The organism is Corynebacterium sp. SA-MJD20WY100, from assembly GCF_039822565.1.
GTDB lineage: Bacteria > Actinomycetota > Actinomycetes > Mycobacteriales > Mycobacteriaceae > Corynebacterium > Corynebacterium phoceense_A.
In genome coordinates this window covers 1-23,809 of sequence record NZ_JBCJKS010000022.1, presented here as the reverse complement: position 1 = coordinate 23,809, position 23,809 = coordinate 1, and the positions used below count along the sequence as shown (strand labels likewise).

Annotated in this window: 22 protein-coding genes; 5 read left to right on the top strand and 17 right to left on the bottom strand. The window is 66.5% G+C overall.

All coding sequences use genetic code 11. The features are described from left to right. Window positions 1–26 precede the first annotated feature (26 nt). The 4 genes from ugpC to ABJ196_RS10845 all read right to left on the bottom strand — a co-directional run bounded on the left by ugpC (window position 27) and on the right by ABJ196_RS10845 (window position 4,363). Window positions 27–1,160, bottom strand: a complete 1,134-nt coding sequence (gene ugpC / locus ABJ196_RS10860; RefSeq protein WP_347307024.1) for a sn-glycerol-3-phosphate ABC transporter ATP-binding protein UgpC — start codon at window positions 1,158–1,160, stop codon at window positions 27–29. Window positions 1,161–1,365: 205 nt separating this feature from the next. Next, window positions 1,366–2,256, bottom strand: coding sequence for a polyprenol monophosphomannose synthase (locus ABJ196_RS10855; protein ID WP_347307022.1), 891 nt, complete (start codon window positions 2,254–2,256; stop codon window positions 1,366–1,368). Continuing rightward, entirely contained in the window at window positions 2,253–3,773 is a 1,521-nt protein-coding gene (lnt, locus tag ABJ196_RS10850) for an apolipoprotein N-acyltransferase (protein WP_347307054.1), read from the bottom strand. Before lnt ends, ABJ196_RS10855 begins: the two co-directional genes overlap by 4 nt. Before the next feature lie 26 nt (window positions 3,774–3,799). Next, window positions 3,800–4,363 (bottom strand): FxsA family protein, encoded by a 564-nt coding sequence (locus tag ABJ196_RS10845; protein ID WP_347307020.1) that lies wholly within the window; start codon window positions 4,361–4,363, stop codon window positions 3,800–3,802. 128 nt (window positions 4,364–4,491) lie between these two features. On the opposite strand from ABJ196_RS10845, the gene ABJ196_RS10840 reads away from it, so the two are divergent. Continuing rightward, entirely contained in the window at window positions 4,492–5,448 is a 957-nt protein-coding gene (locus ABJ196_RS10840) for a hypothetical protein (RefSeq protein ID WP_347307018.1), read from the top strand. A gap of 86 nt (window positions 5,449–5,534) precedes the next feature. On the opposite strand, the gene ABJ196_RS10835 is transcribed toward ABJ196_RS10840, so the two are convergent. Beyond that, window positions 5,535–6,263 (bottom strand): SDR family oxidoreductase, encoded by a 729-nt coding sequence (locus ABJ196_RS10835; protein ID WP_347307016.1) that lies wholly within the window; start codon window positions 6,261–6,263, stop codon window positions 5,535–5,537. Then, the gene (locus ABJ196_RS10830; protein ID WP_347307014.1) at window positions 6,263–7,384 is read right to left on the bottom strand and encodes a Xaa-Pro peptidase family protein; all 1,122 of its coding nucleotides are present in this window, start codon (window positions 7,382–7,384) and stop codon (window positions 6,263–6,265) included. The genes ABJ196_RS10835 and ABJ196_RS10830 overlap by 1 nt, the downstream gene beginning before the upstream one ends. A gap of 33 nt (window positions 7,385–7,417) precedes the next feature. On the opposite strand from ABJ196_RS10830, the gene ABJ196_RS10825 reads away from it, so the two are divergent. Beyond that, the gene (locus tag ABJ196_RS10825; RefSeq protein ID WP_347307012.1) at window positions 7,418–8,038 is read left to right on the top strand and encodes a trypsin-like peptidase domain-containing protein; all 621 of its coding nucleotides are present in this window, start codon (window positions 7,418–7,420) and stop codon (window positions 8,036–8,038) included. Beyond that, the gene (locus tag ABJ196_RS10820; protein WP_347307010.1) at window positions 8,035–8,172 is read left to right on the top strand and encodes a hypothetical protein; all 138 of its coding nucleotides are present in this window, start codon (window positions 8,035–8,037) and stop codon (window positions 8,170–8,172) included. The genes ABJ196_RS10825 and ABJ196_RS10820 overlap by 4 nt, the downstream gene beginning before the upstream one ends. Window positions 8,173–8,238: 66 nt before the next feature. Here the strand turns inward: ABJ196_RS10820 and ABJ196_RS10815 are convergent, their stop codons facing one another. The 11 genes from ABJ196_RS10815 to ABJ196_RS10765 form a co-directional block, all read right to left on the bottom strand. Continuing rightward, entirely contained in the window at window positions 8,239–11,034 is a 2,796-nt protein-coding gene (locus tag ABJ196_RS10815; protein ID WP_347307008.1) for an RNA helicase, read from the bottom strand. 39 nt (window positions 11,035–11,073) lie between these two features. Further along, on the bottom strand, window positions 11,074–12,159 hold the full coding sequence (gene tatC / locus ABJ196_RS10810) for a twin-arginine translocase subunit TatC (RefSeq protein ID WP_347307052.1): 1,086 nt from the start codon (window positions 12,157–12,159) through the stop codon (window positions 11,074–11,076). 251 nt (window positions 12,160–12,410) lie between these two features. After that, window positions 12,411–12,779: a Sec-independent protein translocase subunit TatA gene (gene tatA / locus ABJ196_RS10805; protein WP_257070314.1), complete on the bottom strand. Its 369-nt coding sequence runs from the start codon at window positions 12,777–12,779 to the stop codon at window positions 12,411–12,413. A 57-nt stretch (window positions 12,780–12,836) separates the two neighbouring features. After that, window positions 12,837–13,943, bottom strand: a complete 1,107-nt coding sequence (locus tag ABJ196_RS10800; protein ID WP_347307006.1) for a WYL domain-containing protein — start codon at window positions 13,941–13,943, stop codon at window positions 12,837–12,839. 5 nt (window positions 13,944–13,948) lie between these two features. Continuing rightward, window positions 13,949–14,926, bottom strand: coding sequence for a WYL domain-containing protein (locus tag ABJ196_RS10795; protein WP_347307004.1), 978 nt, complete (start codon window positions 14,924–14,926; stop codon window positions 13,949–13,951). A 43-nt stretch (window positions 14,927–14,969) separates the two neighbouring features. Next, entirely contained in the window at window positions 14,970–16,370 is a 1,401-nt protein-coding gene (gene pafA, locus ABJ196_RS10790; RefSeq protein WP_347307002.1) for a Pup--protein ligase, read from the bottom strand. Window positions 16,371–16,375: 5 nt separating this feature from the next. Beyond that, window positions 16,376–16,564, bottom strand: a complete 189-nt coding sequence (locus ABJ196_RS10785; protein ID WP_066488174.1) for a ubiquitin-like protein Pup — start codon at window positions 16,562–16,564, stop codon at window positions 16,376–16,378. A gap of 20 nt (window positions 16,565–16,584) precedes the next feature. Next, complete coding sequence (gene dop / locus ABJ196_RS10780) at window positions 16,585–18,141, bottom strand: depupylase/deamidase Dop (RefSeq protein WP_347306999.1); 1,557 nt, start codon at window positions 18,139–18,141, stop codon at window positions 16,585–16,587. Beyond that, on the bottom strand, window positions 18,126–19,754 hold the full coding sequence (arc, locus tag ABJ196_RS10775) for a proteasome ATPase (protein ID WP_347306997.1): 1,629 nt from the start codon (window positions 19,752–19,754) through the stop codon (window positions 18,126–18,128). Before arc ends, dop begins: the two co-directional genes overlap by 16 nt. Window positions 19,755–19,886: 132 nt before the next feature. After that, on the bottom strand, window positions 19,887–20,723 hold the full coding sequence (locus ABJ196_RS10770) for a tRNA (adenine-N1)-methyltransferase (RefSeq protein ID WP_066488184.1): 837 nt from the start codon (window positions 20,721–20,723) through the stop codon (window positions 19,887–19,889). Between the two features lie 29 nt (window positions 20,724–20,752). Beyond that, window positions 20,753–22,000, bottom strand: coding sequence for a M18 family aminopeptidase (locus tag ABJ196_RS10765; RefSeq protein WP_347306995.1), 1,248 nt, complete (start codon window positions 21,998–22,000; stop codon window positions 20,753–20,755). Between the two features lie 48 nt (window positions 22,001–22,048). On the opposite strand from ABJ196_RS10765, the gene ABJ196_RS10760 reads away from it, so the two are divergent. Together ABJ196_RS10760 and ABJ196_RS10755 are read left to right on the top strand one after the other, a co-directional pair. Beyond that, on the top strand, window positions 22,049–22,864 hold the full coding sequence (locus ABJ196_RS10760) for a RecB family exonuclease (RefSeq protein ID WP_347306993.1): 816 nt from the start codon (window positions 22,049–22,051) through the stop codon (window positions 22,862–22,864). A 38-nt stretch (window positions 22,865–22,902) separates the two neighbouring features. Then, entirely contained in the window at window positions 22,903–23,658 is a 756-nt protein-coding gene (locus ABJ196_RS10755) for a hypothetical protein (RefSeq protein WP_347306991.1), read from the top strand. The last annotated feature ends 151 nt before the right edge of the window (window positions 23,659–23,809 follow it).

The window sequence follows — 23,809 nt, the reverse complement described above, 5'->3', positions numbered from 1 at the left end:
TTATGCGCTGCAGGGGCAGGGTTTGCTTACGGTAGGCGGCGACCCGTCGAGGCGGAGAAGTTGTGCTGGCCGCCCTCGACGATGCGCGCATGGAAGACGCTGCCCGGCGCCGGCGCGGTGTTCGGTGCCGAGCGCACGACGATCTGGCCGGACTCGGCGACGTCTTCGGCGCTGGAGCCTAGGTCGCCTTCGCCCACGAGCTTGCCGTAGAGGTACGAGTCCGAGCCGAGCTCCTCGACGAAGTCGAGCTGGATTGGGATAGAATGCTCGGTGGCCTCGCCCTCGCCGATAATCTGGAGTGCTTCCGGGCGGAAGCCGATGGTGATGTTGTTGTTATCCTCCGGCACCATGGCATCGAGCGTCTCGCGCGAGAGCTTGATGCGCGCCTCGCCTGAGGTTGCCACGCCGTCGGCGCCCACGGTGAAGGTACCCAGGTTCATGGCCGGCGAGCCGATGAAGCCGGCGACGAAGACGTTGTCCGGGTGGTCGTAGAGCTCACGCGGGCTGCCCACTTGCTGGAGGTAGCCGTCCTTGAGCACCGCGATACGGTCGCCCATGGTGAGGGCCTCGGTCTGGTCGTGGGTGACGTAGACCGTCGTCACGCCCAGCTTGTGTTGGAGGGCTGCAATCTGAGTACGGGTCTGGACACGCAGCTTCGCGTCCAGGTTGGACAGCGGCTCATCCATGAGGAAGACTTGCGGGTTACGCACGATGGCACGGCCCATGGCCACACGCTGGCGCTGACCGCCGGACAGGGCCTTAGGCTTGCGCTCGAGGAACTCCGTAAGACCCAGGGTCTTCGCGGCCTCGTCCACGCGGGCGTTGATTTCCTCCTTGGACTTGCCTGCGATCTTCAGGGCGAAGCCCATGTTGTCGCGGACCGTCATGTGCGGGTAGAGCGCGTAGTTCTGGAAGACCATGGCGATGTCGCGGTCGCGCGGCGCGACGTGGGTGACGTCCTTGTCGCCGATGTAGATATTACCGCCGGTGACCTGCTCCAGGCCGGCGAGCATGCGCAGCGTGGTCGACTTACCGCAGCCGGATGGGCCGACGAGGACGAGGAACTCCCCGTCCGCGATTTCCAGGTCAAAGTCCTTGACCGTGGGCTCCGAGGCTCCCGGGTAGGTGAGCGAGGCCTTCTTGAATGAAACGGTTGCCATGAGTTTTCTGTCCCTCCATCGGCAGGTACGTGCCGAACGATCCGTAGTGTGGGTGGCGTCGCACTCCGATTGATGTACGACCTATCTTCGAGCCTAGCACTGTGACTCGCCCAACCTGAATATCGCGCGGTGTCGCACATCTCACCGTCCTGACGGTACAAAAAATCCCCGGACCTAAGGCCGGGGAATTGTGCGCGGTGCGCTGTTATTTCTTGTTGAGTTCGTGCTCGACGAGCTTGCGCATCTCGCCAAAGAAGCCGACGAGGTAGTCCTTCTTCTCGCCCACCTTGGTGCCCAGATCCAGGTCCTGGATCATGCGCTTGCCCACGGCGCCGAAGTCGTTGACGTAGCCCTCGACCTGGTCGCGGCGGTGCGCGACGCCCCACTTGGTGACCTCAGCGAGGGAATCCTTGACGAAAGAGCCGTCGAGCTTGGACTCGCCCAGCTCGCGCTCGGTGAAGGTAATCGGCACCTCGCGCACGTCGTAGCCAGCGCGGATGGCGCGGTTGGCGACGTCGACCTGGAAGATGTAGCCCTTGCGGGACAGAGTGTCGAAGTCGAGGAACTCAAGCAGCTCACGGCGGAAGGCGCGGTAGCCTGCCGTCATATCGGACAGGCCAGCGCCGAGCGCCATCGAGATGTAGACGTTGCCCAGGCGTGAGAGCAGCTGGCGGTTGGCCGGCCAGTTGACGGTCTTGCCGCCCGGCACGTAGCGCGAGCCAATGACGAGGTCGGCGCCCTTCTCGATCTCCTCGAGGAGCAGGTGGAGTTCTTCCGGCGCGTGGGAGCCATCGGCATCCATCTCGCACAGCACCTGGTAGTCGCGCTCGAGCCCCCACTCGAAACCGGCGAGGTAGGCACCCAGCAGGCCGCCCTTTCCCTCGCGGTGGAGGACGTGCAGGCGCTCGTCCTCGGTGGCGAGCTTGTCTGCGGCCTCGCCCGTGCCGTCCGGCGAGTTGTCATCGACAATGAGGATGTGGACCTGCTCCAGGGCCTTACGGACACGGCCCGTAATGAGCGGCAGGTTCTCGAGCTCGTTGTACGTCGGGATGATGACGAGCGTCTTCTCCAGGCGCTCCGGTGCAATGGTGGTCATGAATTCTCCTCGTTATTTTTCTGCGTGCGCTGAAGGCGGTTGGACCGCCACGCGGCGGCGACCGCGGCGAGGCCGATGAGAACGGCCACGGCTTGCAGTAACGCGCCATACTTTACCGCAGGCTTGATTCCCTCTCGCAGTGGGAGTTCCTCAATGAGATATTTTTGCTCGAAAATACCGGACTCTTGCGAGACCCGACCGTCGGGATGGACAATGGCGGATACGCCTGAGGTTGCCGCGACGACCACCGCGCGGTCCGTCTCGATGGCGCGCAGGCGGCTCATGGCGAGCTGCTGGTACGTCATGTCCGAGAACCCGAACGTCGCGTTATTGGTCGGCGTGGCGAGAATCTGCGCACCGTTGCGCACCGACGTGCGGTACGCCGCGTCGAACGCCACCTCGTAGCACGTGGCCAAGCCGACGGCGATGCCGCCCATGTGCACGACACCCGGCCCGTTGCCCGGCTTGAAATCGCCCGCCAGGTCCACCATGTCCGTGATTGTGCGGAAGAAGCTGCGCCACGGCATGGTCTCGCCGAAGGGCTGGAGGTACTTTTTATAGTGGTGCTCGCCCACGGAGCCGTCTGCGTTGAACACCTGCATGGTGTTGCGCTCGCCCACCTCGTCTACGGTGAGCGTGCCCACCACAATCGGCGCCCCCGCGGCCTGCACTGCGGACTGGATGAGCGCCATGGCCTCGGCGTCGCGGAAAGGATTGACGTCCGAGGAATTCTCGGGCCAAATATACAGGTCCACGTCAGGGTCAGCCTTCGCCGCCTTCGCCGTGGCTTGGACGTGGTTCGCGAGCACCGCGCGGCGCTGCGCGTTGAAGTCGAGCCCCAGCCGCGGCACATTGCCTTGGATGGCCGCGACCTTCGCCGTCCCCACCGTGCGCCCTGGGTCGTTGACACTCAGCCCCGCCACGAGCCCCAGCACCACCGGCAGGACGACGGCCGCCGCGGCCCACGACTCGCGCCAGGCGTGCCGCAGCACTGCCAGGTAGAGCGCCGCCACGCCAGTGCCCACGAGTGCCGCCGCGAGCGAGACGAGCGCTGTGCCGCCCCATGCCGCGAGGTTTGCCAGAGGGCCGTTTATCTGGCCCCAGGCCAGCCGCACCCACGCAAATCCCCCGAAAGGCACCGAGGAACGCAGCAGCTCAATTGCCAGATAAAAGAACGGGAAGCCGAGCCAGCCCCAGCGCCAGCGCGCGAGCAGTACGGCGCCGGGCGTGAGCAGCAGCGCGTAGACGGACAGCCACAGCGCGAGCGCGACGTACGGCATTGTGCCCACGAGCTCGCCAATCCACGGCAGCATGAGCAGGTATTGCGTGAGCGCATGGACAAAGCCGATGAGGGCGGCTCGGCCGGCGCGCACAGGCACCCCGCGCCAGGGCACGCACGAGAGCCAGAGCATGCCGATGCCCCCTAGCCCCGCCCACCATAATCCGTGCGGTTCGTAGGAAAAATAGACGGCGACGCCGGCCAACGCCGCAAGTAGCAGGCGCGGGAGCAGCGTCACCGTGGCCGAGAGGGCCGCGCGGAGTCTCACTGGGCGTTGCCGTTGGAGCTACCAGGATCCTGCGGGCGTCCGAAGTCCTCGGGATTGACGGACTCGCTCCAGCGATGGATTTCTTCTTCGTCGATGACCTCGTAGCCGCCGGAGCCGAACGTTCCGTACGAGTTGTGCTGCGCGTCCGGGATGGGTGATGCCTCGTAGACACGCATGCCCATGCGCTCGACGCCGCGCATGAAAGAAAAGCCCATGAGCTTGCGCGTGAGTGCGCGCGTCGGCGGCAGGAGTAGCAGGATGCCCACGATGGCCGTGAGGAAGCCAGGAATGGACAGGAGGATGCCGCCGGCGATGGTCAGGCCCACGTTGCCCGCGAGCTTACCCGCGCCTTCTTGCTTCATATACAGCGCGCCGGAGGCCTTATCCTGGACGATCTGGCGCGCCATGAGGCGGCGCACCTCCCACATGGCCACGGCCATGCCGAAGAACATGGTGACGAACAACGCGGTGAGCGCCCAGCCGACGCCGAGGAGCTTGGCCACGCCGTAGAAGGCGAGCGTCTCGAGGACGAAGTAGGCGAAGAAGAACAGTACTGGCATAGTGCCCACCAGCCTAGCGTCTGTGGGCGAGAGAATTCGCATAGCAACCCGCGCGTTCGCTGTCAGCGTGCGGCCGAGCGCCCGAGCCAGTACCGTCCCCGCGCAGCTGCGCCTTAGACTGGAACGCTATGAGCACTTCTACCCCATCGACCGTCCGCCTCGTGCCCACCGGCGCCGCCCTCCGCTCGCCGGAGTGGCTGGCCCTCGCCGAGCTCGCCCGCACGCACGGCGACGGCCAGGTCTATCTTGGCACGCGTGGCACCGTGGAACTGCGCGGCGTGCAGGATCCCGATGCCGCCCGCGCCGCCGCCCCGCAGACCCTCCAGGCCCCAGTCCCCGTTCTCCTCGACCCGCTCGATCTCGCCGCCGTGGAGATGGCCGAGCGCGTCGGCGCGGCGCTGGCCGATCTCTTCGCCGGCCGCTACGCCATCGACTTCGAGTCGGACGGCGGCGCCTTTGGTTCCTCCCCGGGCTTTGTTCTCGATCCGAAGGTCCGCCCCGACCCCAACGATGAGGACGCCGCCGAGTACGCGGACCTCATCGCGCTTATTAGCCCGGCACGCCGCGCGCTGGCACGTCGCGGTGCCGCGGACCCGTTCGTGGTAGGTGTCGGCTCCCCCACGGGCGACGTGCATCGCCACCGCCCGCACCTGCTCGTCGCACCGGCGAAGGACCAGACGGTCTATACCCCGCGCGGAAAGCGCCGCACCCCGGTGGAGATGCAGGGAGCTACCGCGCGCATGCTCCTCGACAACCTCGTCGAGGAAGCCCTCGCGTTGCTCGCAGGCGACGTCGACGCGGGCCAGGGGCCGGCCACCCCGCCGGTGCAGGAGGCGAAGAACCCGCCCATCGGCTGGTTCGAGGAGCACCTCCCCGACGGTCATGCGGCTCTTGGCGCCGCTCTTCCCGAGGGCTCGATGCCTGCCGAGTACGCCGAGATGATCGGCCGCATGGACGTTGACACGGTACTCACGCCGTGGGGCGGCGTCGTCTTCCCTGATCTGCCCGTCGCTGACGCGGACGTCGTGGTCCGCTTCCTCGCCCCACGCGGCTTCGTCTTCGACATCAACTCGCCACTGCTCTAGATTCGTCGCCAGCCCAGGGGACGAAACCCCACCCACACTCGCCGATCGTGTACAGATTTCGCGAGAGTCGGTGGGGTGTGGTCCGGTTAGCGGGGCATGTGCCGCCAGAGTGGGCGCGGAACGCAGCGCATGACCCAGGCCAGCAGCCGCAGCGCGCCCGGAATCCACAGCGTGCGGCTGCGCCCCGAATCCATCGCCCGCACGACCGCGCGTGCCACGACGTCCGGCGTGACCGAGAGCGGCGCCGGCTTCATGCCCGTGGTCATCGAACCGATGACGAAGCCCGGGCGCGCCGTGATGAGCGCCAGCGGCCCGCCATGCAGCCGGTCCGCGAGCCCCTGACAGAACGCGTCGAGGCCTGCCTTCGTCGAGCCGTAGACGTAGTTCGCTCTCCGCGCGCGCCAGCCCGCAATGGATGAGAACGCCGCGATGTGGCCCGACTCCATGACGTCGGAGAGCACCGTGAGCATGGACACCTGCGCCGCGTAGTCGATGGTCGCTATCTCCGCCGCATGCGCCTCGTCGCGTTCCGCCCGCTCCTGGTCGCCCAGGATGCCGAACGCTACCACCGCAGTCGTCACGGGACCGGCGAGCTCGACGGCCTGCTCCACCACACAACGGTGCGCGGCAAGGTCCGCTGCATCGAAGTCGATAATGTGCACGGCCGTGGCGCCGCGCGCCGTGAGTTCGCGCTGCAGCGCCTCGAGTCCATGCGAGCCGCGCGCAGCCAGCACCACCGGGCGCCCTAGTGCGAGCAGCCGGGCGATCTCCCCGCCAATGTCGCTGCGCCCGCCGAGGATCAGCACCGCTCCCATTAGCGCAGCTCCCGCGGGCAGGCGTTAAGCGACTCGCAGCCGTCCGCCGTCGTCACCACGATGTCTTCCAGGCGCATGCCCCACGTACCCTCGAGGTAGATGCCTGGCTCGATGGAGAAGGTCATGCCTTCCTCAAGCACGAGCTCATTGCCCGCGAGAAGGAACGGCTCCTCGTGGACCGAGAGACCAATGCCGTGGCCCGTGCGGTGAAAGAAGGCGTCGCCGAAGCCCGCCTCGGCTATCACGGAGCGTGCGGCGGCATCGATGTCCTGGGCGCGCACGCCCGGCGCGGCAAGCGCCCGGGCCGCTGCTTGTGCCTCGGCGAGGATGGCGTAGGCGTCGCGGAAGGGGGCATCGGCAAGCTCGGGCCCACCCACGACGTAGGTGCGGGTGCAGTCCGAGTGGTAGCCCGCGCCGAAGGTGCCTCCGATGTCGACGACGACCGGCTCGCCCTCGGCCAGCACGCGGTCCGAGAAGCTGTGGTGCGGATTCGCGCCGTTGGGCCCAGAGCCGACGATGATGAAGTCGACGGAGACGTGCTCAGCGAGGATGCGCTCCTCGATATCCGCCGCGACCTCGCGCTCCGTGCGGCCAGCGCGCAGCAACTCCGGAACGGCTTCATGGACGCGGTCGATGGCGGCTGCCGCCCCGCGCAGCTGCTCGAGCTCCGCGTCATCCTTGCGCATGAATAGTTCTGAAAGCGCCGTCGACGCCAGTAAGAGCTCCGCGTCCGGCGCGTGTTCCTGGAGCTTAAAGAGGTGGTCCGCGGTGAGCGACGCCGAGACCGCGAGCCGCGCGTAGCCGGCCTCGCCCAGCGCGAGCCCGTACGGGTCCTCGCCATCGGCCCACCCGATAAGCTCCATGCCCATCTCAGGCACGGCCGTGGACTGCAGCTCGAGCACATCCGTCTGCGGCGCGACGAGACGCGGCGTCCCCTCGGCCGGGATGACCAGTGCGGTGAGGCGCTCATTGGAGGTCATCCACGAGCCAGTGAGGTACGCGAAATCCGGGCCCGTCGCAGCAAGTAGCGCGTCGAGCCCCTGCGCGCGCAGGACCTCCTGGGCACGTGCCACGCGCGCGGCGTAGACGGACGGGGCAAAAGGTTTAATCTCATGCGACATGCTGGTTAGTTTAATCGCGGTACTGTCGTGGGAATGAACACCTCTCCCCTGCCCGTCGTGCGGCTCACGCGCGCCGGGAGCTACTGCTCGGGCACCCTGGTTGCCCCGGACCTGCAGCCGCACGCGCACGTGGCGCCGCGGCTTGTGCTCACGTGCGCACACTTCTTCCGGGAACCAGGGCCGTACCGCGTCACACGCGCCGGGGTCTCTGCCCGCGTTTCCGCCGTGCGCGTCATCAACGGCACGGATCTGGCGCTCGCCCTCCTTGACCGTCCCGCCGGTCCGCGCGCGGTGCCGGGCCTGCTGCGCGACCGGGTGCGGCTGGGCCAGACCACGCGTACCCGCGGCTTTGGCGGGCGCGCACTCGACGTGCACGACTACCGCGGCCTGCTCGTCGCGACGCTGCCTTGGGCCGTGTCCCGGGACGGGCTCACACGCGTGCGCCACGGCGCGCTCGTGGCGCATGGCGCGGTTAAAGGCGATAGCGGCGGCCCCGTCCTTCTCGGCGATATGGTGGCGGGCGTGCAGTCGCTCGTCCTCGATCCGTTCGGCACGAACCTCGGCCTGGCGACCGTGAGCCTGGTCGCACCCCATCTTCCGGGGCTGCGTCGCGCAGCCCGGGCACTCCTCCTTATGACAGGCACCCACGCATGACGCAGATCATTACTCCTACCTTCTGGATGAACCGCACCGCCGACGAGGCCGCCGCAGCGCGCGACCAGCATGGCTGGATGGTCGACCCCTTCGGCGTGACGCGGCAGATTGGCATTGCCGGTAAGGAGGCCTAAAAAGTCCGTTCCGACCGTAGCCGAGCGCTGCGAGGGGTTTTCCGTGTCGGAGGGATTTGCGGTGGCTTAGGCGCCGATGGCAACGACGCCGCGCTGAATGGCGTCGATGGCGCGCCGGGCGTTGGCGCGGATGTCGTCCTCGTAGCCGGTCTTGGCGACCTGCTGGAGAAGATCGACGACTTGGCGGCACCAGCGCACGAAGTCGCCCGGAGTGAGCTCGGCGCCGGACTCGTTCGCCGCGGCCATGCAGTAACCCAGCGGGGCGCCCGCGGTCCACTGGTGGATGGCGAGCGAGAAACCCGCGTCCGGCTGGCGCGTGAGCGGCAGGCGGTGGCGCTGCTCGTCGGCGATGAGCTCGGTGTAGATGCGTAGGGTGGCGTTCATGGCGTCGGCCATGGGCTCCGTGGCGGCCTCGGGCTCGCCGGAGGTGGCCTTGCGGTTTTCAAAGATGCACATCGACGCGACACCGGCGAGTTCCGCAGGGTCGAGCGCGTTCCAGATGCCGCGCTTGAGACACTGCGCGACGAGGAGGTCGGCCTCGGAGTGGATCTGTGCCAGGCGGTCGCCCTCGTCCGTGACGAGCGGGCGGCGGTCGTCGCCGAAGCCCTCGAACTCGACGTAGTCCATCTCGGCAAGCAGCTCCACGATGCGCGTAAACGTCGTGCCCAGGGTGTCGCGCGCCGTGGAGACAACGCCCTTGAGTTTGGCGAGCTCGGACTCGCGGCGGGTGAGCTTCGCCGCGAGACGCGCGAGCTGCTCGCGGTCGGCCGCCGGCCACGCGTGCACGGGGTGCTGACGGATGGCGTCGCGCAGCTCCCCCACCTTTTTGCTGGGCCGGTTGCGCGTTGTCATTTTCATTTTGCGCGGCCGATCGTAGTGGTTGCGGCGGAACTGGTCCTGGAAGAACTTCGTGTGGCGGCGCGGGTTCTTATTCATGCCGCGCGGAATGCGCATGTGGCCCACGACGATGGGCGGATTGCCAATGCCAGAGGCATCGATGCGCCCCGACCAGCCCTGCTCCGTCGTCACCCACGGGCGCGGGTCCTGCGCCTGGTTCGCTGGAGTGTTGACCACGGCGAGGATGGGGTGCTTGCGTCCAGCCATCGCAATAACGTCGCCGAGCTGCAGGCGCGCAAGTACCTTGACTACCTCGACGTTGCGCTGCGCCGTGGAATCCTTGGCGGCTTTGCGCTCCTCGCCCGTAAGTTTATGGCGCAGGTCCGTGTACTCGGCCAGCAACTCCGCGGGATCCTCGTCGTCGCGGGTGGGCGGGGCGAGGGCGGAGACGGCACGGACAAGCTCCGTACGCAGTTCGCGCACGCGCTGCTCGGCGCGCTCAATTTCTGCGGCCTCCTCGACGACGGAACCATCTGCCTGGAACTGGGCGAAGGAGCGCTCGATAAGGCGCAGCGAGTCGTCGAAGCCCCTGAGCCCTAGCAGATTGATGGCCATGTTGTAGCCGGGCGTGAACGTCGAGTCGAGCGGGTATGTGCGTGTGGAGGCCAGGCCTGCGACGGCGTGCGGGTCCATGGCTGGGGCCCACTGGACGACGGCGTTGCCGAGCGTATCGATGCCGCGGCGTCCCGCGCGCCCCGTGAGCTGCGTGTATTGGCCCGGCGTGAGGTCGACGTGAGCCTCGCCGTTGTACTTGATGAGCTTCTCCAGCACGACCGTGCGCGCCGGCATATTGATGCCCAGTGCAAGCGTTTCCGTAGCGAAGACGGCGCGTACGAGCCCCTTGACGAAGAGCTCTTCTACGATGTGGCGGAACGCCGGGAGCATGCCGGCGTGGTGGGCGGCGAAGCCGCGCGAGAGGGCCTCGCGCCAGCGCTTGAAATCGAGAACCTGGAGGTCTTCTTCCGGGATGCCCTCGACGCCGGCGTTGACGATGGCCTTGATTTCCTCAGCCTCCTCTGGGCTGGTGAGCACCATGCGCGAGCGCAGACACTGATACAGCGCGCCGTCACAGCCCGCACGCGAGAAGATAAACGTAATCGCAGGCAGCATGTTCTGGGCTTGGAGGACCTTGAGGACCTCTGGGCGGCCGAGCGGGCGGTAACGGTCCTGCTGGCGCGAGGCGCCGGAACGCCGCGGCGAATGGTCGTCCCCGTGCTTGGAGCGTGAACGGAAGGAGTTGCCGGAGCGATAATCTGCGCGGCCGTTATCCGTATCGCCCGCCTCAAGGCGCTGGATGCGGTGTGCGAGCTCGCGGTTGACCTGGCCGCCGGACTCGGGCTCGAAGAGCGGGTAGATCTTGCGGCCCACGAGCATCCACTGATCCAGCGGAACGGGACGGTGCTCGGAGACGATGACCTTCGTGTCTCCACGGACGGCGGAGAGCCACTCGCCGAATTCCTCAGAGTTGGACACGGTGGCGGACAAGCCCACGACGTTGACCGTGGGGTGCAGGTTGAGGATGACCTCCTCCCACACGACGCCGCGTGAGGCGTCTGCGAGGAAGTGGATTTCGTCCATGACCACGTGCGTGAGTCGGTCGAGCGCCGGCGACTCCGCGTAAATCATATTGCGCAGGACCTCGGTGGTCATGACAACGATCTCCGCGCTGCCGTTGATGGAGACGTCGCCGGTGAGCAGGCCCACGGCGTCCTCGCCGTGCTCCGCGACGAGGTCGTGATACTTCTGGTTGCTCAGCGCCTTAATCGGCGTGGTGTAGAAGCACTTCGTGCCCTGCGAAAGCGCCAACGAGACGGCGAACTCGCCGACGATGGTCTTGCCAGCTCCGGTCGGCGCGCAGACGAGGACGCCATGGCCCTCCTCGATAGCGCGGCAGCCCTCCACCTGGAAGGGATCGAGCGGATGGGAAAGTCCAGCGGCGAAAGCCTCAAGGTGGGTGGTAGTCATATCTGTTCACCCTACACGGCAGCCCCGCGCCACGCGGGCTTAGAGCACGTCGTCAAAGATGCTCGGGCCTGCCGATGCTCCCCCGCCCGGCGTCTGCTTTCCCTGCGACGCAGACTGGTTCGGCGCCTGCGGCGGTGCTGGTGGCATCATGCCAGGCTGTGGGCGTCGACGGCTGCTGGTCGGGCGCGCAGGAGCCGGGGGCTGTTGCGGCGGTAGGCCCTGCTCGCGGCGGACCTGGGCGCGGGAGTAGCCGGAACTCGACGGTTGGACGGGGTCGGGCGCCGTGACAGGTGCGGGGGCTTCAAGACCCGCCGAACCAATGGGGCCGGATGCCTGCTCATCGTCGAGGTCCATCCACTCGGGGCGTTCCCGGTTGCGACGCTTGTCGTTGATGCGGCAGAACTGGAAGGCGATTTCGACGAGCAGGCACACGGCGCTGCCCATGGTGACCATTGCGATGGGTTCGCCGCCCGGGGTGAGTACCGCCGCGAAGATCATGACGATGACGATGATGAGGCGACGCTTGCCCTGGATGGCGGTGTACTCGAGGATGCCCAGGATGTTGAGCATGACGATGACGAGCGGGACCTCGAAGCTGATGCCGAAGATGACCAGCATCGCAAGGAAGTAGTTGTAGTAGTCGCCGCCGGAGAGCGCGGTGGTCTGGAATTCTTCGCCCACGGAGAGGAGGAACTCGAGGCCCTGGCTCATGACGAAATAGGACAGGAACGCGCCGGCGAGGAAGAGCAGGACTGCGAAAAAGACGAAGATATAGGTCCAGCGGCGTTCGTTCTTGTGCAGGCCGGGCACGACGAAGGCCCAGACCTGGTAGAGCCAGAACGGCGAGGAGATGACGAGGCCCGCGAGCGCGCCGACCTTGAGACGCAGCATGAACATCTCGAAGGGCTTGGTGGCCAGCAGGCGGCACTCGTTGTCGTTGGTAAACGAGGCGCGAAGGTTCGCCGGCAGGTCGCAGTAGGGTCCGCGCAGGAAGTCGCCGAGGCTCGGCCAGCCGAATGGTGCCTGGGCGTACCAGTAGAAGCCTACGATGGTGCCGATGCCGATGAAGAGCACGGCGAAGAAGAGGCGGCGCCGCAGCTCCTGGAGATGCTCGACGAGCGTCATGTCCCCCGTCGGGTTCTTCGGCTTACGCGCCGCGCGCAGACGCGCGAGGGCGCCCGCGCGTTTCGCGCCACGGGGGCGCTGCGGACGCCGTGGACGCTGCGGGTTGGAACCGGGGTTCGGAGTTGTGGTCATGGGGCAACCTTCATCTTCAACACAGGAGGCGCCCACGGTCACCGCTGAAGGTGACGATGAGCGCCGTTGAGCAAGCCTTGGCTGGAAGCGCTAGGCGGCGAGCCAGAAGCGAGCCAGCTTTAGGCGTTCGGGTTCTGCTGCTGCGGCGCCTGGCCGTAGTCGCCGCCCTGGTAATTGCCGGTAGAGCCGTAGTTGGGCTGCTGGCCATAGTTCGGCTGCTGCGGCTGCTGTGGTTGCTGGGCCTGGGGCTGCTGCGTGAAGTTCTGCTGCGCGGTCTGCTGGTACTGCTGCTGACCCTGCGGGAGCTGGTTCTGCTCGAGGTCGCTCGAGGGACGAGCACTGTCGTTGTTCATCTCGTTGACCTCAGACTTGATGATGCGCATGGACCGGCCCAGGGAACGGGCTAGGTCCGGCAGTTTCTTCGCTCCGAAGAGCAAGACGATGATGAGGACGATGATGATGATCTCGGGAGCGCCAATCCTGCCCATAGCAAGACCTCTTTCAGTGGTAGATCGTCCGGAGCGTGACCTCCGGCTGGGAAACGATTATTGAGTATAACGGTCGCGGGCCGCAGACGCGGCGCGAGCAACGGCATCAACCAACTTTTGGGGGCCAACTACCCGCAATCTATCAGCTTGCCCCAAGCAAAAACGCACCATCCATTCCTCGGAGGCGACGGGCATCGTGGCGCGCACCCAGCCGTCGGAGGCGGTGGTCAGCTGCGGCAGCGGGTCATCGATGGGCGCGTCATCCGGATCGTCTGGGTCGTAACCGTCATCGTCAGTGCCGGAGAGCTCGGCATCGAGAGCAGCCGAATTCACGACGCGTGCGAACTCGCCCTCGACAACGCGGTCATCCGAGTCGACGATATGGAACTCAATGTCATAGTGCTCGGCCAGCCACGTGGCATCCGGGTGGATGTCGAGGACAGCCTCCTCGTAGCGGTCGTAGCCGAAAGGATCCTCGGCATCGAACTTGAGCTCGTCCTTGTGCGGCGTGGCGGGCGTGTCGAGCACCTGCAGGTCGCGCATGCGGTCGATGCGGAACGTGCGGTGAGCGCCGCGGTCCTCTTGCCACGCGATGAGGTAGCTCTCCCCCTCCCGGACATAAATTTGGGCGGGCGAGACGGTGCGGTGCGAGGTGGTATCGCTCGAGGCGGCCCAGTACGTGAAGGCAACTTGGACGCCGTCGCGGAGGGCATCGGCAAGCTGGGCTTGCAAGGGCGACTCGACGGGGTCGGGCTCCGCGGTGGAGTCGTAGATGCCCACGCCACGCTCGTCGAGGACGGCGCGCAGCTTGGCCGCGGCGGAGCGCACGGCGTCGGCGTCGACGAGGCCCGGGATGGCTTCGAGGGCCTCGAGGCTGAGCAGGAACGTGCCGGCCTCCGTGGGGGTCAAGCGCAGTGGCTTGTCTAGGCCCTGATCATTGAGGATATTGACGCCGCGGTAATCGACGATGAGGTCGAGCATCTCTTCCGTGTACGAGCCAACGCCGGTGGTCGTAAGCGCGTCGAGGGCGCTCTTGACCTCTTTGGCATCCATGTTGAGGTCTTGGGCTGCTTCGAAGATGGACGCGTTCGGCTTATTGCGGAAGTACGGCACGAGGTTGAGCCACCGCACCAGGGTTTGGTTCTTATCGAGATTCGTGGCCACTGCGGTTAGTCCTCCTCGGTAGTGAATGGGGCGGCCTGGAGCAGTTCGCGCACGCGCTCGCGCGCGACGGCAGGCTCGAGGATGTCGACCTCGGGCGCAAAACCGACGGCGGTGCGGGTCAGCCAGTCGAGCGAGACACCCGTGAGCGCGTAGCGGCCGTCGGGGCGGCGGGTGCCGCGCACGGCGAGCTCCTGGGCGGTGCCTTCGGGGATCTCGAGGACGGCGTCGATGAGGTCGTGTGGCTGCAAGATGTCTGCAACAATATCATCGAGCGGCGCTGTGGGCTGGGTAAATTCTGGGCTTTTGCGCTGGAGGGCGACCTCGCGCAGGCGGGTGATGCGGAACGCACGCGGGGCCTGACGGTCGATGTCGAAGCCGACGAGGTAGACGCGGCCGCCCTGGGTCACCATGCCCCACAGATCCATCCGGCGCTTGGTGAGCGGCGTGGTGGGCGTGGCGCGGTAGTGGAAACTGATGCGGTAGGAACGCTCGACGGCGTTGACGAGCATGTAGAAGTCCTCGGCGCGCAGACGGTTGAGGTCGTTGGTGGCGAGGACGTGCTGGAGCGGGTGCTCCTCGGCGCCGGGAGCTGAGGTCACGCCGGCGGCGGCCATCTTGGCCCAGCCGGTATCGGAGTAGCGGGACAACTCGCCAAACTGGTTGAAGCCGCGGATGAGCGAGAGCGCGAGGGCCTCCTCCGCCGTAAACGAAATTTCCGGCAGGCGGTAGCTGTCCCGGTCGATGCGGTAAAGCGTGTTTTCGTCGCCGCCGCCGGAACGGCGATGGATAGGCACGCCCACGCGGTGAAGGTCCTTGGCATCACGCTTGAGCATGGTGCTGGGTTCTTTGGACTCGCTATAGCCTTCGACGTGTTCGATAATCCACGCGGCGGAGCGCTCCGGGTTGCGGCTATGCTCAGCCGCGCCAAGAAGCACGAAGGTCAGCCGGGTCATGCGTTCTACTGCGTCGTCGTACCGCGACATGAAGTGCCTTCCAAGAAAAGTGGTGGTGAGCGTCGTTTATCCGTTATTCGGCAAGATGACGGGCGTGTACGTCCATGTACTCTAGCAGCGCGTCGAGGCGCGCGTCCGCCGAAATGAAGGGATCGCTAAATTCCTCCACCCGCGCTTCGGGCCGGTTGACCTTCATGCGCGTCCAGTCCACGGTGTAGTTCGCGCCAGTCTCCTTCGCCTTGGCGAGGAACTGCCCGCGCATCCACGCGCGCGTGGTGGGCGGGGCGGTGTCGACGGCGCGGGTGATGGCGGCATCGGTGGTCCAGCGGTGAATGAGCCCGCGGGATTCCAGGACGGAGTACAGCCCGCGGCCCGGGCGGATGTCGTGGTACGTGAGGTCGACCTGCGCGAGCTTGGGATGGCCCCAGTCCCCGCCCAGGCGATCGCGGTAGCGCTCGAGGAGCTGGAGTTTGATAATCCAGTCGACGTCCTGTGCGACGTCGGACAGGTCGCCGGATTCCAGCGCGTCGAGGACGCGGCCCCACAGCTTAACCACGCGCTCGAGCTCGGTGCGTGGAGTGCCCTCGTCTGGGCGCTGCGCGAGCCACTCGACGGCGCGGGCGTGAAGCGCCTGCTGGACCTCGAGCGCGGTGATGGTGCCGCCGGACGCGAGCTCCAGGACCGTGCGGCCCGTGGTGTCGCGCGCAATGTCACGGATGCGGGCGATGGGCTCGACGATTTCCAGGTTAGGCAGCTCGAAGCCGGCCTCGATCATCTCGAGCATGAGCAGCGCCGTGCCGATTTTCAGCGCGAACGTGGGCTCGGCCATGGTGGAATCGCCCACGATGACGTGCATGCGGCGGAAGCGTGCGGAGTCGCCGTGGGGCTCGTCGCGCGTATTGATGATCGGCCGCGAGCGCGTCGTCGCAGACGACACGCCCTCCCAGACCTGGTCCGCGCGCTGCGAGAGCAGGAACTGCGCAGGCTGGTCGCCCTTGGCCGGCTGGATAAGGCCGGCGCCGCAGATGAGCTGGCGGGTAATCATAAACGGCAGGAGCGCACGGCCCAAGTCGCGCAGGACGAGGTCGCGGCCCACGAGGTAGTTCTCGTGGCAGCCGTAGGAATTGCCCGCGGAGTCCACGTTGTTTTTAAACAGGTAGACCTGCGCGCCGGTGGCGTCCTCGGCCTGGCGCGCGAGGCGGTCGACCATGACGTCCCCGGCGCGCTCGTAGGCGAGCAGCTGGCTCAGCGAGTCGCACTCGGCCGTGGCGACCTCAGGGTGCGAGCCCACGTCGAGGTAGAGACGCGAGGCGTTGGGCACGAAGACGTTGGACGAAGAATACTCGTCGATGACCGGGCGAAAGAGCTCGCGCGCGATCTCGTCTGGGTGAAGTTGGCGGCTTCCCGCAGGTGTGCGCGCCGTGATGCCGTACTCCGTCTCCACGCCCATAATCCGGCGGTAATGCACGCTCATGAGGCTTACTGGCCACCCTTTTGCACGTAGGAGCGCACGAATTCCTCGGCGTTGGACTCGAGCAGGCCGTCAATCTCGTCGAGCAAGTCGTCCGTGCCTGCCGTATTAATCTGCGCCTGGCTTGCCGATGCCCCCTCCAGGGCGTCGTCCTCGCCGGCACCGCCGCCAGAGATCTGGGATTGCTTGTCAGCCATGATTTCTCCTTGAGGTTGGGTTATAGATGACGATACTCGGGGTTGAGGCCAGCCTTGGCGAGCGCCCCCAGAAGGGCGTGGACGTCGCCGGCGGGCGTGGCCTCGAGGGCCGCGATGATGTCAGGTCCCGTCGCGGCGTCGACCTCGTCGAGGTGGAACAGGACATAGCTGTCTTTTGCGCGCAGCGTGACGTTTTGCCAGCTGGCCGCGACGACGGCGTCACCGAATTTCTCGGTGACGCGGCCCCGGAAGTAGGCGCGAGTCTCGCGCGGCGGGGTCACCGAGGCGCGCTCGAGTTCGGCGTCGGTGACGAGCGTGCGCATCTGGCCTTTGCGCACGAGCGCGTGGTAGAGCGACTTCGCCGGGTCGATATCCGCGTACTGGATGTCGATGGCCGCGAGCTTCGGGTTGTCCGGATCCACGCCGCGGTCGAGGAAGGCCTTGATGAGTCGCCACTTGGCGACCCAGTCGAGCAAGTGCGCAGCTTTGAGCGGGTCCTCGGCGAGTAGGCCCGCCGCCTCGTCCCAAGCGGTGATGACCTTCTCGTCTGCCTCGGTGCGCGGGGTGACGCGCGTGCGGTACTCCCCCAGCAGCTCCAGCGCCGTGAGTTCGCGGCCATCCCCCAGCACGAGACGGTGCGTCAAGGAGACGTCGTGGGAGACTGCGGCGACCTCGGAGACGGCATCGGCAAGCTGAAGGTCGGAAAAGTCTACGCCCTCCTCGATGGCGTCGAGGACGAGCGAGGTCGTGCCGAGCTTGAGCAGCGCCGAGGTCTGCGAGCAGTTCGCGTCGCCAATGATGACGTGGAGGCGGCCGAAGCGGCCGGCCTCGGCGTGGGGCTCGTCGCGGGTGTTGATGATGCCGCGGTTGAGCGTGGTCTCCAGCGAAATCTCCTGCTCGATGTAGTCTGCGCGCTGAGAAATCTGGAAACCCGGCCTGTCGCCATCGTGGCCTAGGCCCACGCGGCCGGCGCCGGTGAGCACCTGGCGTGCGACGAAGAACGGGATGAGGGCGTGCGCGAGCCGGTCAAAGTCCGTGTCCCTGTTATAGAGGTAGTTCTCGTGCGCGCCATAAGAGGCGCCCTTGCCGTCGACGTTGTTTTTGTAAAAGCGCAGCGGCGGGCAGGGCTCGTGGCCCTGGAGGATGGATTTGTTGTCCTCGTAGAGTTCGGCCACGCCAGCTAGCGCGCGCCGGGCAAGCACGTCTCCAGCCGCGTCGTAGACCATCGCGTCCCACGCGCCGAGGCATTCCGGCGAGGAATACTCCGGGTGGGCGTGGTCGACGTAAAAACGTGCGCCATTGCTGGGCACGACGTTGGCGACGCCGATGGCGTTGGGATCGACCACAGGCACGGTCTGGTAGCGCTTGAGATCAAAGCCACGCTGGTCGCGCAGCGGGTGTTCCTCGGCAAAATCCCAGCGCGAGCGCGCGGTGGTGTGCAGCGCGCCGTAGGCGACGACGGCGTGCGTTGAGGTGACGATGGGTGACAGTGCCGGGTTCGTGGGACACGAGATGCCGTATTCGGTCTCAGTGCCCATAAAGCGCGGGACGCGCGTGCTTTCTAGTTGCTGTGCCATGTCGGGCTCCTGAATCCGAGTAGTTCGACGCGTTCAATGGGCCGGCCGCTGCGCGAGCCGTTGCCCGCGATGCGCGCCCACTCGTCTGGGTTTGTGGAAGTGGGCAGGTGCTCGCTTTCGGCCTGTTCGGCGGCGATGGCCTGGTGCAGGTGCGCGCTGGAAATGGCGGCGGGCGTGCCAGCGCCGAGGGCCTCCTTGATGGCGAGCTTCTTCGCGCGCGACATGATATTGGCGATCATCGCGCCGGAGACGAAGTCGCGGTAGTGCAGCACGCGCGGCTCGTCGACGCCCACGAAGTGCAGGGCGACGAAGGGACGGTCGGCGTAGAGCTCTCCCACCGCGGCGTTGATGAGTTCGTCCACGGGCTGGGCATGCGGCACGGTGTCCGGGAAGTGGCGCGCGAAGATTTCGCGGGCGCCCTGCTGCGTCGGGCGGTTGACGCGAATCTTGATGTCGAGGCGGCCCGGGCGCATGATCGCCGGATCAATGAGCTCTTCGCGGTTGGTCGCGCCGATGACGATGACGTTGCGCAGATCTTCCACGCCGTCGAGCTCCGTGAGTAGCTGCGGGACGACGGTAGTCTCCATGTCTGAGGACACGCCCGTGCCGCGGGTACGGAAGATGGACTCCATCTCGTCGAAGAAGACGATGACGGGGCGGTCTCCCCCATGGGCGAGCTCGCGGGCGCGCTCGAAGATGAGGCGAATGCGGCGTTCGGTCTCGCCCACATACTTGTTGAGCAGCTCGGGGCCCTTGACGTTGATGAAGTAGCTGGGAGCGCTCTTCTCCGGCGAGGGCGAAATCGCGGAGGAGAGCGAATTCGCGACAGCTTTGGCGATGAGCGTTTTACCGCAGCCCGGCGGGCCGTACAGCAGCACGCCCTTGGGCGGGTGAAGGTCGAACTCGCGGTAGAGGTCCGGGTGGAGGAAAGGCAGCTCGACGGCGTCGCGGATCTGGGAAATCTGGGCGTCGAGGCCGCCGATGTCCTCGAAGTGGACGTCCGGGACTTCCTCCAGCGAGAGCTGGGAGACCTCGGTTTTCTCGATGGCCTGGAACGCGACGCCAGCCTTGAGATCCACGAGGACGTTGTCCCCGGCGCGGGCGGTGCCGCGCAGTGGCTGGGCAAGCAGCACGACGTGCTCGTCGCCCGAGGGGGTGGCGATGACGGCGTGCTCGGTGTCGAGGACCTCGACGAGGCTCACGAGCGTGCCCGTCGGCTCGATGCCGCAGGCTTCCACGACGATAAAGCCGTCGCCCAGGCGCACGGACTCCCCCGGCTGGAGGCTGCCCGGCTCGACCTGGGGCGCGACCTTGAGACGCATCCGCCGGCCGTTGGTGTAGACCTCGGCGTCCTGGCGGCCGTCCTCGCCGCGCGGTGCGCCGGAATAACGCAGGAACGTGCCGTATGTGGAGGCGGGCTCGGCCAGCGCATTCAAGTCCGCGGCGAGCTCGCCCAGTTTCGTGCGGGCCTCGTGGAGCAGGCCCGCAAGTTTGGTGTTGCGGGTGGATAACTGCTCGATGTGGCGCTTGAGCTCGGCGGACTCGCGCAGGTTGGTCGCCGTGCGTGCCTCTCTGACGTGTCTACTCTGATGCGAGGAAGTGGCGTCATTCATGTCTCCACCCTAGCGCGCGACTGCGTCACACTGGTAAGGCACCCCTATCGTGGCGGACCGGCGGCCCAGGATCGCGAAAACCCGCAGACCAGGCGGCGGTTCTACGGGTTCTACGTCGTCCGGCGGGCAGGACTACTTTCGGGCGCGGCGCTGCGGGCGCGGCGGCGTGACGCCGTCGGCCAGGCGGCGGGTCCACACGAGGAACGCGGTGTGTGCGTTCATGCGATGCTCCGGGCGGGTGGCCAGGCCCTCGACCTTCCACTCGCGCACGAGGGACTCCCAAGCCTTCGGCTCGGTGAAGCACTTGAGCTCGCGGATGCCTTCCATGACGTTCATGAGCTGCGGCACCGTCGCCACGTAGGTCATGAACACACCGCCCGGGATGAGGATGTCGCGTACGGTGTCCAGGTAGTGCCACGGCTCGACCATGTCGAGGATGACGCGGTCGACAGGGCCGCCCAAGTCTTCGACCTTCACGTCGCCGAGGTCGCCCAAGCGCGGGGTCCACCATTCGGGCTGCTCGCCGAAGTATTCCTGCACGTTGTTTACGGCGAACTCGAGGTGGTCTTCGCGAATCTCGTAGGAGTAGACGTGGCCCTCAGGACCGACGGCACGCAGCAGCGACATCGACAGCGCGCCGGAGCCGGCGCCAGCCTCGAAGACGCGGGCACCCATAAAGATGTCGCCCTCGACGAGGATCTGCGCCGCGTCCTTCGGGTAGATGACGGCCGCGCCGCGCGGCATGGACAGCACGTGGTCGACGAGGAGGTGGCGAAAGAGCAGGAAGTCTGAGCCCAGCGTGGAGCGGACCACGGAGCCTTCGTCCAATCCGACGATGTCGGAGTGCTTGATAAGGCCCTTGTGCGAGTGGAACTCCCCGCCCTCTTCCAGGACCTGGGTGTAGTGGCGGCGCTTGGCGTCCGTGAGCTGGACGCGGTCGCCGTAGTGGAACGGGCCGGAATAAGGCATGGGCGGATCTCTCCTCGAGATGGGTGAAACTAACCTACCCAGTATGCCTCAAGGCCCTGGGAGAGCCACACTTGGTCGTCGACGCCGACCATCTCGCGCGCCGAGTGCATGGACAGCATGGGCACGCCCACATCCACGGTGTCGATGCCCAGGCGTGTCGCCGTGATCGGGCCGATGGTCGAGCCGCACGGCACATCGTTATTGCCCACAAACCGCTGGACCGGAACTCCGGCCCGGGCGCAGGCGGACTCCCACAGGGCGACCGTGGTGGCATCGGAAGCATAGCGCTGGTTGCCGTTGACCTTGGTCACGGGGCCGCCGCCGATGATGGGATGGTGGCCTGGGTCGTGCTTGCCCGCGTAGTTGGGGTGGACGGAGTGAGCGGCATCGGCAGACACACACGAGGAACGCGCGTACATCTGGTGGCGCGCCTCCTCATCTGCCCCTAAAGCGCGGCCCGTGCGGTCGAGGACGTCGGCGAGGATGGGGCCCGCCGCACCGAAGCGCGACGACGAGCCGACCTCCTCGTGGTCGAAGGCGGCCATGACGAGCACGTCGGTGCCGTCATAGGACTTGGCGGCGTTTCGCAGCGCGACGAGCGAGGCGTAGACCGAGCTCAAGTTATCCATGCGGCCTGCAGCGATGAACTCGTTGCGGGGACCGAATACGGCGCCGCGGGCGGCATCGGCAGTAATGAGGTTGAACGCAGCGATATCCTCGCGCTGGATGCCCGCCTGGGCGGCGACGACGTCGAGGATGGAGGCCTCGCCCGTGGTGAGCACCGGCTGCATATGGGCCTGGCGGTCCGGCTTGAACTCGTCCTTGCGGTAGAGGTGGATGGCCAGCGAGGGCAGGCGCAGGACCGGGCCGGTGGTGACGAGGTGCTGCGTCCCGTCCTTGGAGACAACTTGGCCTGCGGCGGTGAGCTCGCGGTCGAACCACGTGTGCAGCAGCGCGCCACCGTAGACCTCCACGGCGACCTGGGACCAACCGGCGTTCTGGAAGTCCGGGGTGGGCTTGAGCGCCAGGCCCGGCGAGTCGGTGTGGGATCCGACGATTTTGAAGGCGCTGTCTTTGGAGGCATGGGACGGGACGAACCACGCCATCACGGCGCCGCCCCGGATGAGGAAGTGCCCGCCGGGTGCGGCGGACCACTCGGCGGCCTCGTCCTGTTGGGTAAAGCCTGCCTCGGCGAGCTGGCGCGCGACCTCGTGGGCGGCGTGGTAGCTCGACGGCGAGGCGGCAATGAAATCAATAAAATCGTCTGCGTAACTCATGCCCTCTAGCTTGCCACGTTTGGCAGCGCATTAGAGTAGAGATCAACCATGACTTCTTCGACACCCCGCCCCCTGGCTCTGTCCCCCTCGCGCGCGAGCGACTACAAGCAGTGCCCGCTGCTCTACCGCTTCCGCGCCATCGACCGCCTGCCGGAGCCCAAAACCGAGGCACAGGTCAAAGGCACGCTCGTCCACGCGGTGCTCGAGCACACTCACCACGCCCCGCGTGACGAGCGCACGTTTGAAGCGGCCGTCGCACGGATTAAGCCGGAGTGGGAGAAGATGTGCGAAGACCCTGCGGTGGCCGAGGTCGTACCCGAGGGTGAGACCTCCCGCTTCCTCAACGAGGCATGGACGCTCCTGCGCGGCTACTTCCAGATGGAGAACCCACAGGGCTTCGACGCCTACGAATGCGAGATGTATGTCGACACAGTCCTGCCCAACGGCGTGCCTGTGCGCGGATTCATCGACCGCGTGGACGTCGCGCCCACGGGCGAGGTCCGCGTCGTCGACTACAAAACGGGCAAAAAGCCCAAGCCCCAGTGGTCCCACGACGCGCAGTTCCAGATGCGCTTCTACGCGCTGGTCTACTGGCGTCTTTTTGACACCATTCCCTCCCAGCTGCGCCTGATGTATCTCAAGGTGCTCGACTCGATGTTCCTGGCTCCCCATCGCGAGGAGCTCGAGTACTTCGAGCGCGACCTGGGCGAGTTGTGGGCCAAGATCGAAGGCGATGGCAAGTCCGGCGACTTCCGGCCCAAGACCTCCAAGCTGTGCGGCTGGTGCTCCTTTCAGGCGCTTTGCCCCGCCTTCGACGGTGTGCCGCCCGAGTACCCGGGATGGCCCGGGTCCGCTGCGGACTAGCACGGGTTCGCTACGGCTAGGTGATAACCTCTTTCACCATGAGCGAGGAAATAGAGCGGTTCCAGCCCCGCGAGGTCGACTATTACCGCAGCCGCAATCTGCCTTCTTTCGCGACATGGCTCGTGCCCACCCTCCCTGCTGGCGTGGCCTTCGGCGCGCTCTCGCTGCATTCCATTCCCCTGCTCGTCCTTGGGCTCGTCCTCGCCGTCGCCGGTGCCGTGTGGATTTTTCGCCGCTACCCCATGGTCGCACCGCAGTTCGTGGAATTTCGCGATGACGATTACTCGTTCTGGTACAAGTACTCCTGGATCGCGCCACTTATCCCCATCGGCCCGCTCTACGGACTCATCGAGCCCACCCTGCCCCACCTCGAGCTCGAACCACCCCTTCTCCTCGTCTCCGCCGGCGCCGGCCTCTACGCCACACTCGGCCTCGCGTGGGGCGCACACCTCCAAGTCCGCTGGCTCCAGCGCATTGGGGCGCGCCGGGTTCGGCGGCTGTCGCACAGCTTGGAGGGCGTGACTCCCGAGCTCCTCGAGCTCGTCGACCGCCAGCACGTGCTCCTCGCCGGGCTGCAAGGAATCGGCGCGGTGGACGGCGGGGAGATTTCCGCCACGGCCTTGAGCCGCGTCACCGGCACCCCGCTTTCCGATGCCGCCCCTTCCCTCCGCGAGCTTGATTCCGCCGGGCTCGTGCATGTCAATCGGATTGGGCTCTACGCCGACGAGCCCAAGTGGCGCGTGACGCTCACGCCTTTGGGCGTGCGCTGCGTGGCCGCGAGCGCACGCCGCTGACCGGCGTGAACGCGCCGGTGAAACTGAGATGCTCGTGAGAAGCGTTAGTTTCTGTGGATAACCGGGCCGATTTCGCCCACTCTATTGGGCAACCGGCGCAGGTTGTCCACAGGAAAACATGTTCCCCTAGCATTGTGTGTTGCGTGCTTTT

Excerpts from the sequence above, each read along its gene's own strand:
- ugpC (WP_347307024.1), bottom strand. The coding sequence starts at position 1,160 with ATGGCAACCGTTTCATTCAAGAAGGCCTCGCTCACCTACCCGGGAGCC.
- ABJ196_RS10855 (WP_347307022.1), bottom strand. The coding sequence starts at position 2,256 with ATGACCACCATTGCACCGGAGCGCCTGGAGAAGACGCTCGTCATCATC.
- ABJ196_RS10845 (WP_347307020.1), bottom strand. The coding sequence starts at position 4,363 with ATGCCAGTACTGTTCTTCTTCGCCTACTTCGTCCTCGAGACGCTCGCC.
- ABJ196_RS10840 (WP_347307018.1), top strand. The coding sequence starts at position 4,492 with ATGAGCACTTCTACCCCATCGACCGTCCGCCTCGTGCCCACCGGCGCC.
- ABJ196_RS10835 (WP_347307016.1), bottom strand. The coding sequence starts at position 6,263 with ATGGGAGCGGTGCTGATCCTCGGCGGGCGCAGCGACATTGGCGGGGAG.
- ABJ196_RS10830 (WP_347307014.1), bottom strand. The coding sequence starts at position 7,384 with ATGTCGCATGAGATTAAACCTTTTGCCCCGTCCGTCTACGCCGCGCGC.
- ABJ196_RS10825 (WP_347307012.1), top strand. The coding sequence starts at position 7,418 with ATGAACACCTCTCCCCTGCCCGTCGTGCGGCTCACGCGCGCCGGGAGC.
- ABJ196_RS10820 (WP_347307010.1), top strand. The coding sequence starts at position 8,035 with ATGACGCAGATCATTACTCCTACCTTCTGGATGAACCGCACCGCCGAC.
- ABJ196_RS10815 (WP_347307008.1), bottom strand. The coding sequence starts at position 11,034 with ATGACTACCACCCACCTTGAGGCTTTCGCCGCTGGACTTTCCCATCCG.
- tatC (WP_347307052.1), bottom strand. The coding sequence starts at position 12,159 with ATGACGCTCGTCGAGCATCTCCAGGAGCTGCGGCGCCGCCTCTTCTTC.
- tatA (WP_257070314.1), bottom strand. The coding sequence starts at position 12,779 with ATGGGCAGGATTGGCGCTCCCGAGATCATCATCATCGTCCTCATCATC.
- ABJ196_RS10795 (WP_347307004.1), bottom strand. The coding sequence starts at position 14,926 with ATGTCGCGGTACGACGACGCAGTAGAACGCATGACCCGGCTGACCTTC.
- pafA (WP_347307002.1), bottom strand. The coding sequence starts at position 16,370 with ATGAGCGTGCATTACCGCCGGATTATGGGCGTGGAGACGGAGTACGGC.
- ABJ196_RS10785 (WP_066488174.1), bottom strand. The coding sequence starts at position 16,564 with ATGGCTGACAAGCAATCCCAGATCTCTGGCGGCGGTGCCGGCGAGGAC.
- dop (WP_347306999.1), bottom strand. The coding sequence starts at position 18,141 with ATGGCACAGCAACTAGAAAGCACGCGCGTCCCGCGCTTTATGGGCACT.
- arc (WP_347306997.1), bottom strand. The coding sequence starts at position 19,754 with ATGAATGACGCCACTTCCTCGCATCAGAGTAGACACGTCAGAGAGGCA.
- ABJ196_RS10770 (WP_066488184.1), bottom strand. The coding sequence starts at position 20,723 with ATGCCTTATTCCGGCCCGTTCCACTACGGCGACCGCGTCCAGCTCACG.
- ABJ196_RS10765 (WP_347306995.1), bottom strand. The coding sequence starts at position 22,000 with ATGAGTTACGCAGACGATTTTATTGATTTCATTGCCGCCTCGCCGTCG.
- ABJ196_RS10760 (WP_347306993.1), top strand. The coding sequence starts at position 22,049 with ATGACTTCTTCGACACCCCGCCCCCTGGCTCTGTCCCCCTCGCGCGCG.
- ABJ196_RS10755 (WP_347306991.1), top strand. The coding sequence starts at position 22,903 with ATGAGCGAGGAAATAGAGCGGTTCCAGCCCCGCGAGGTCGACTATTAC.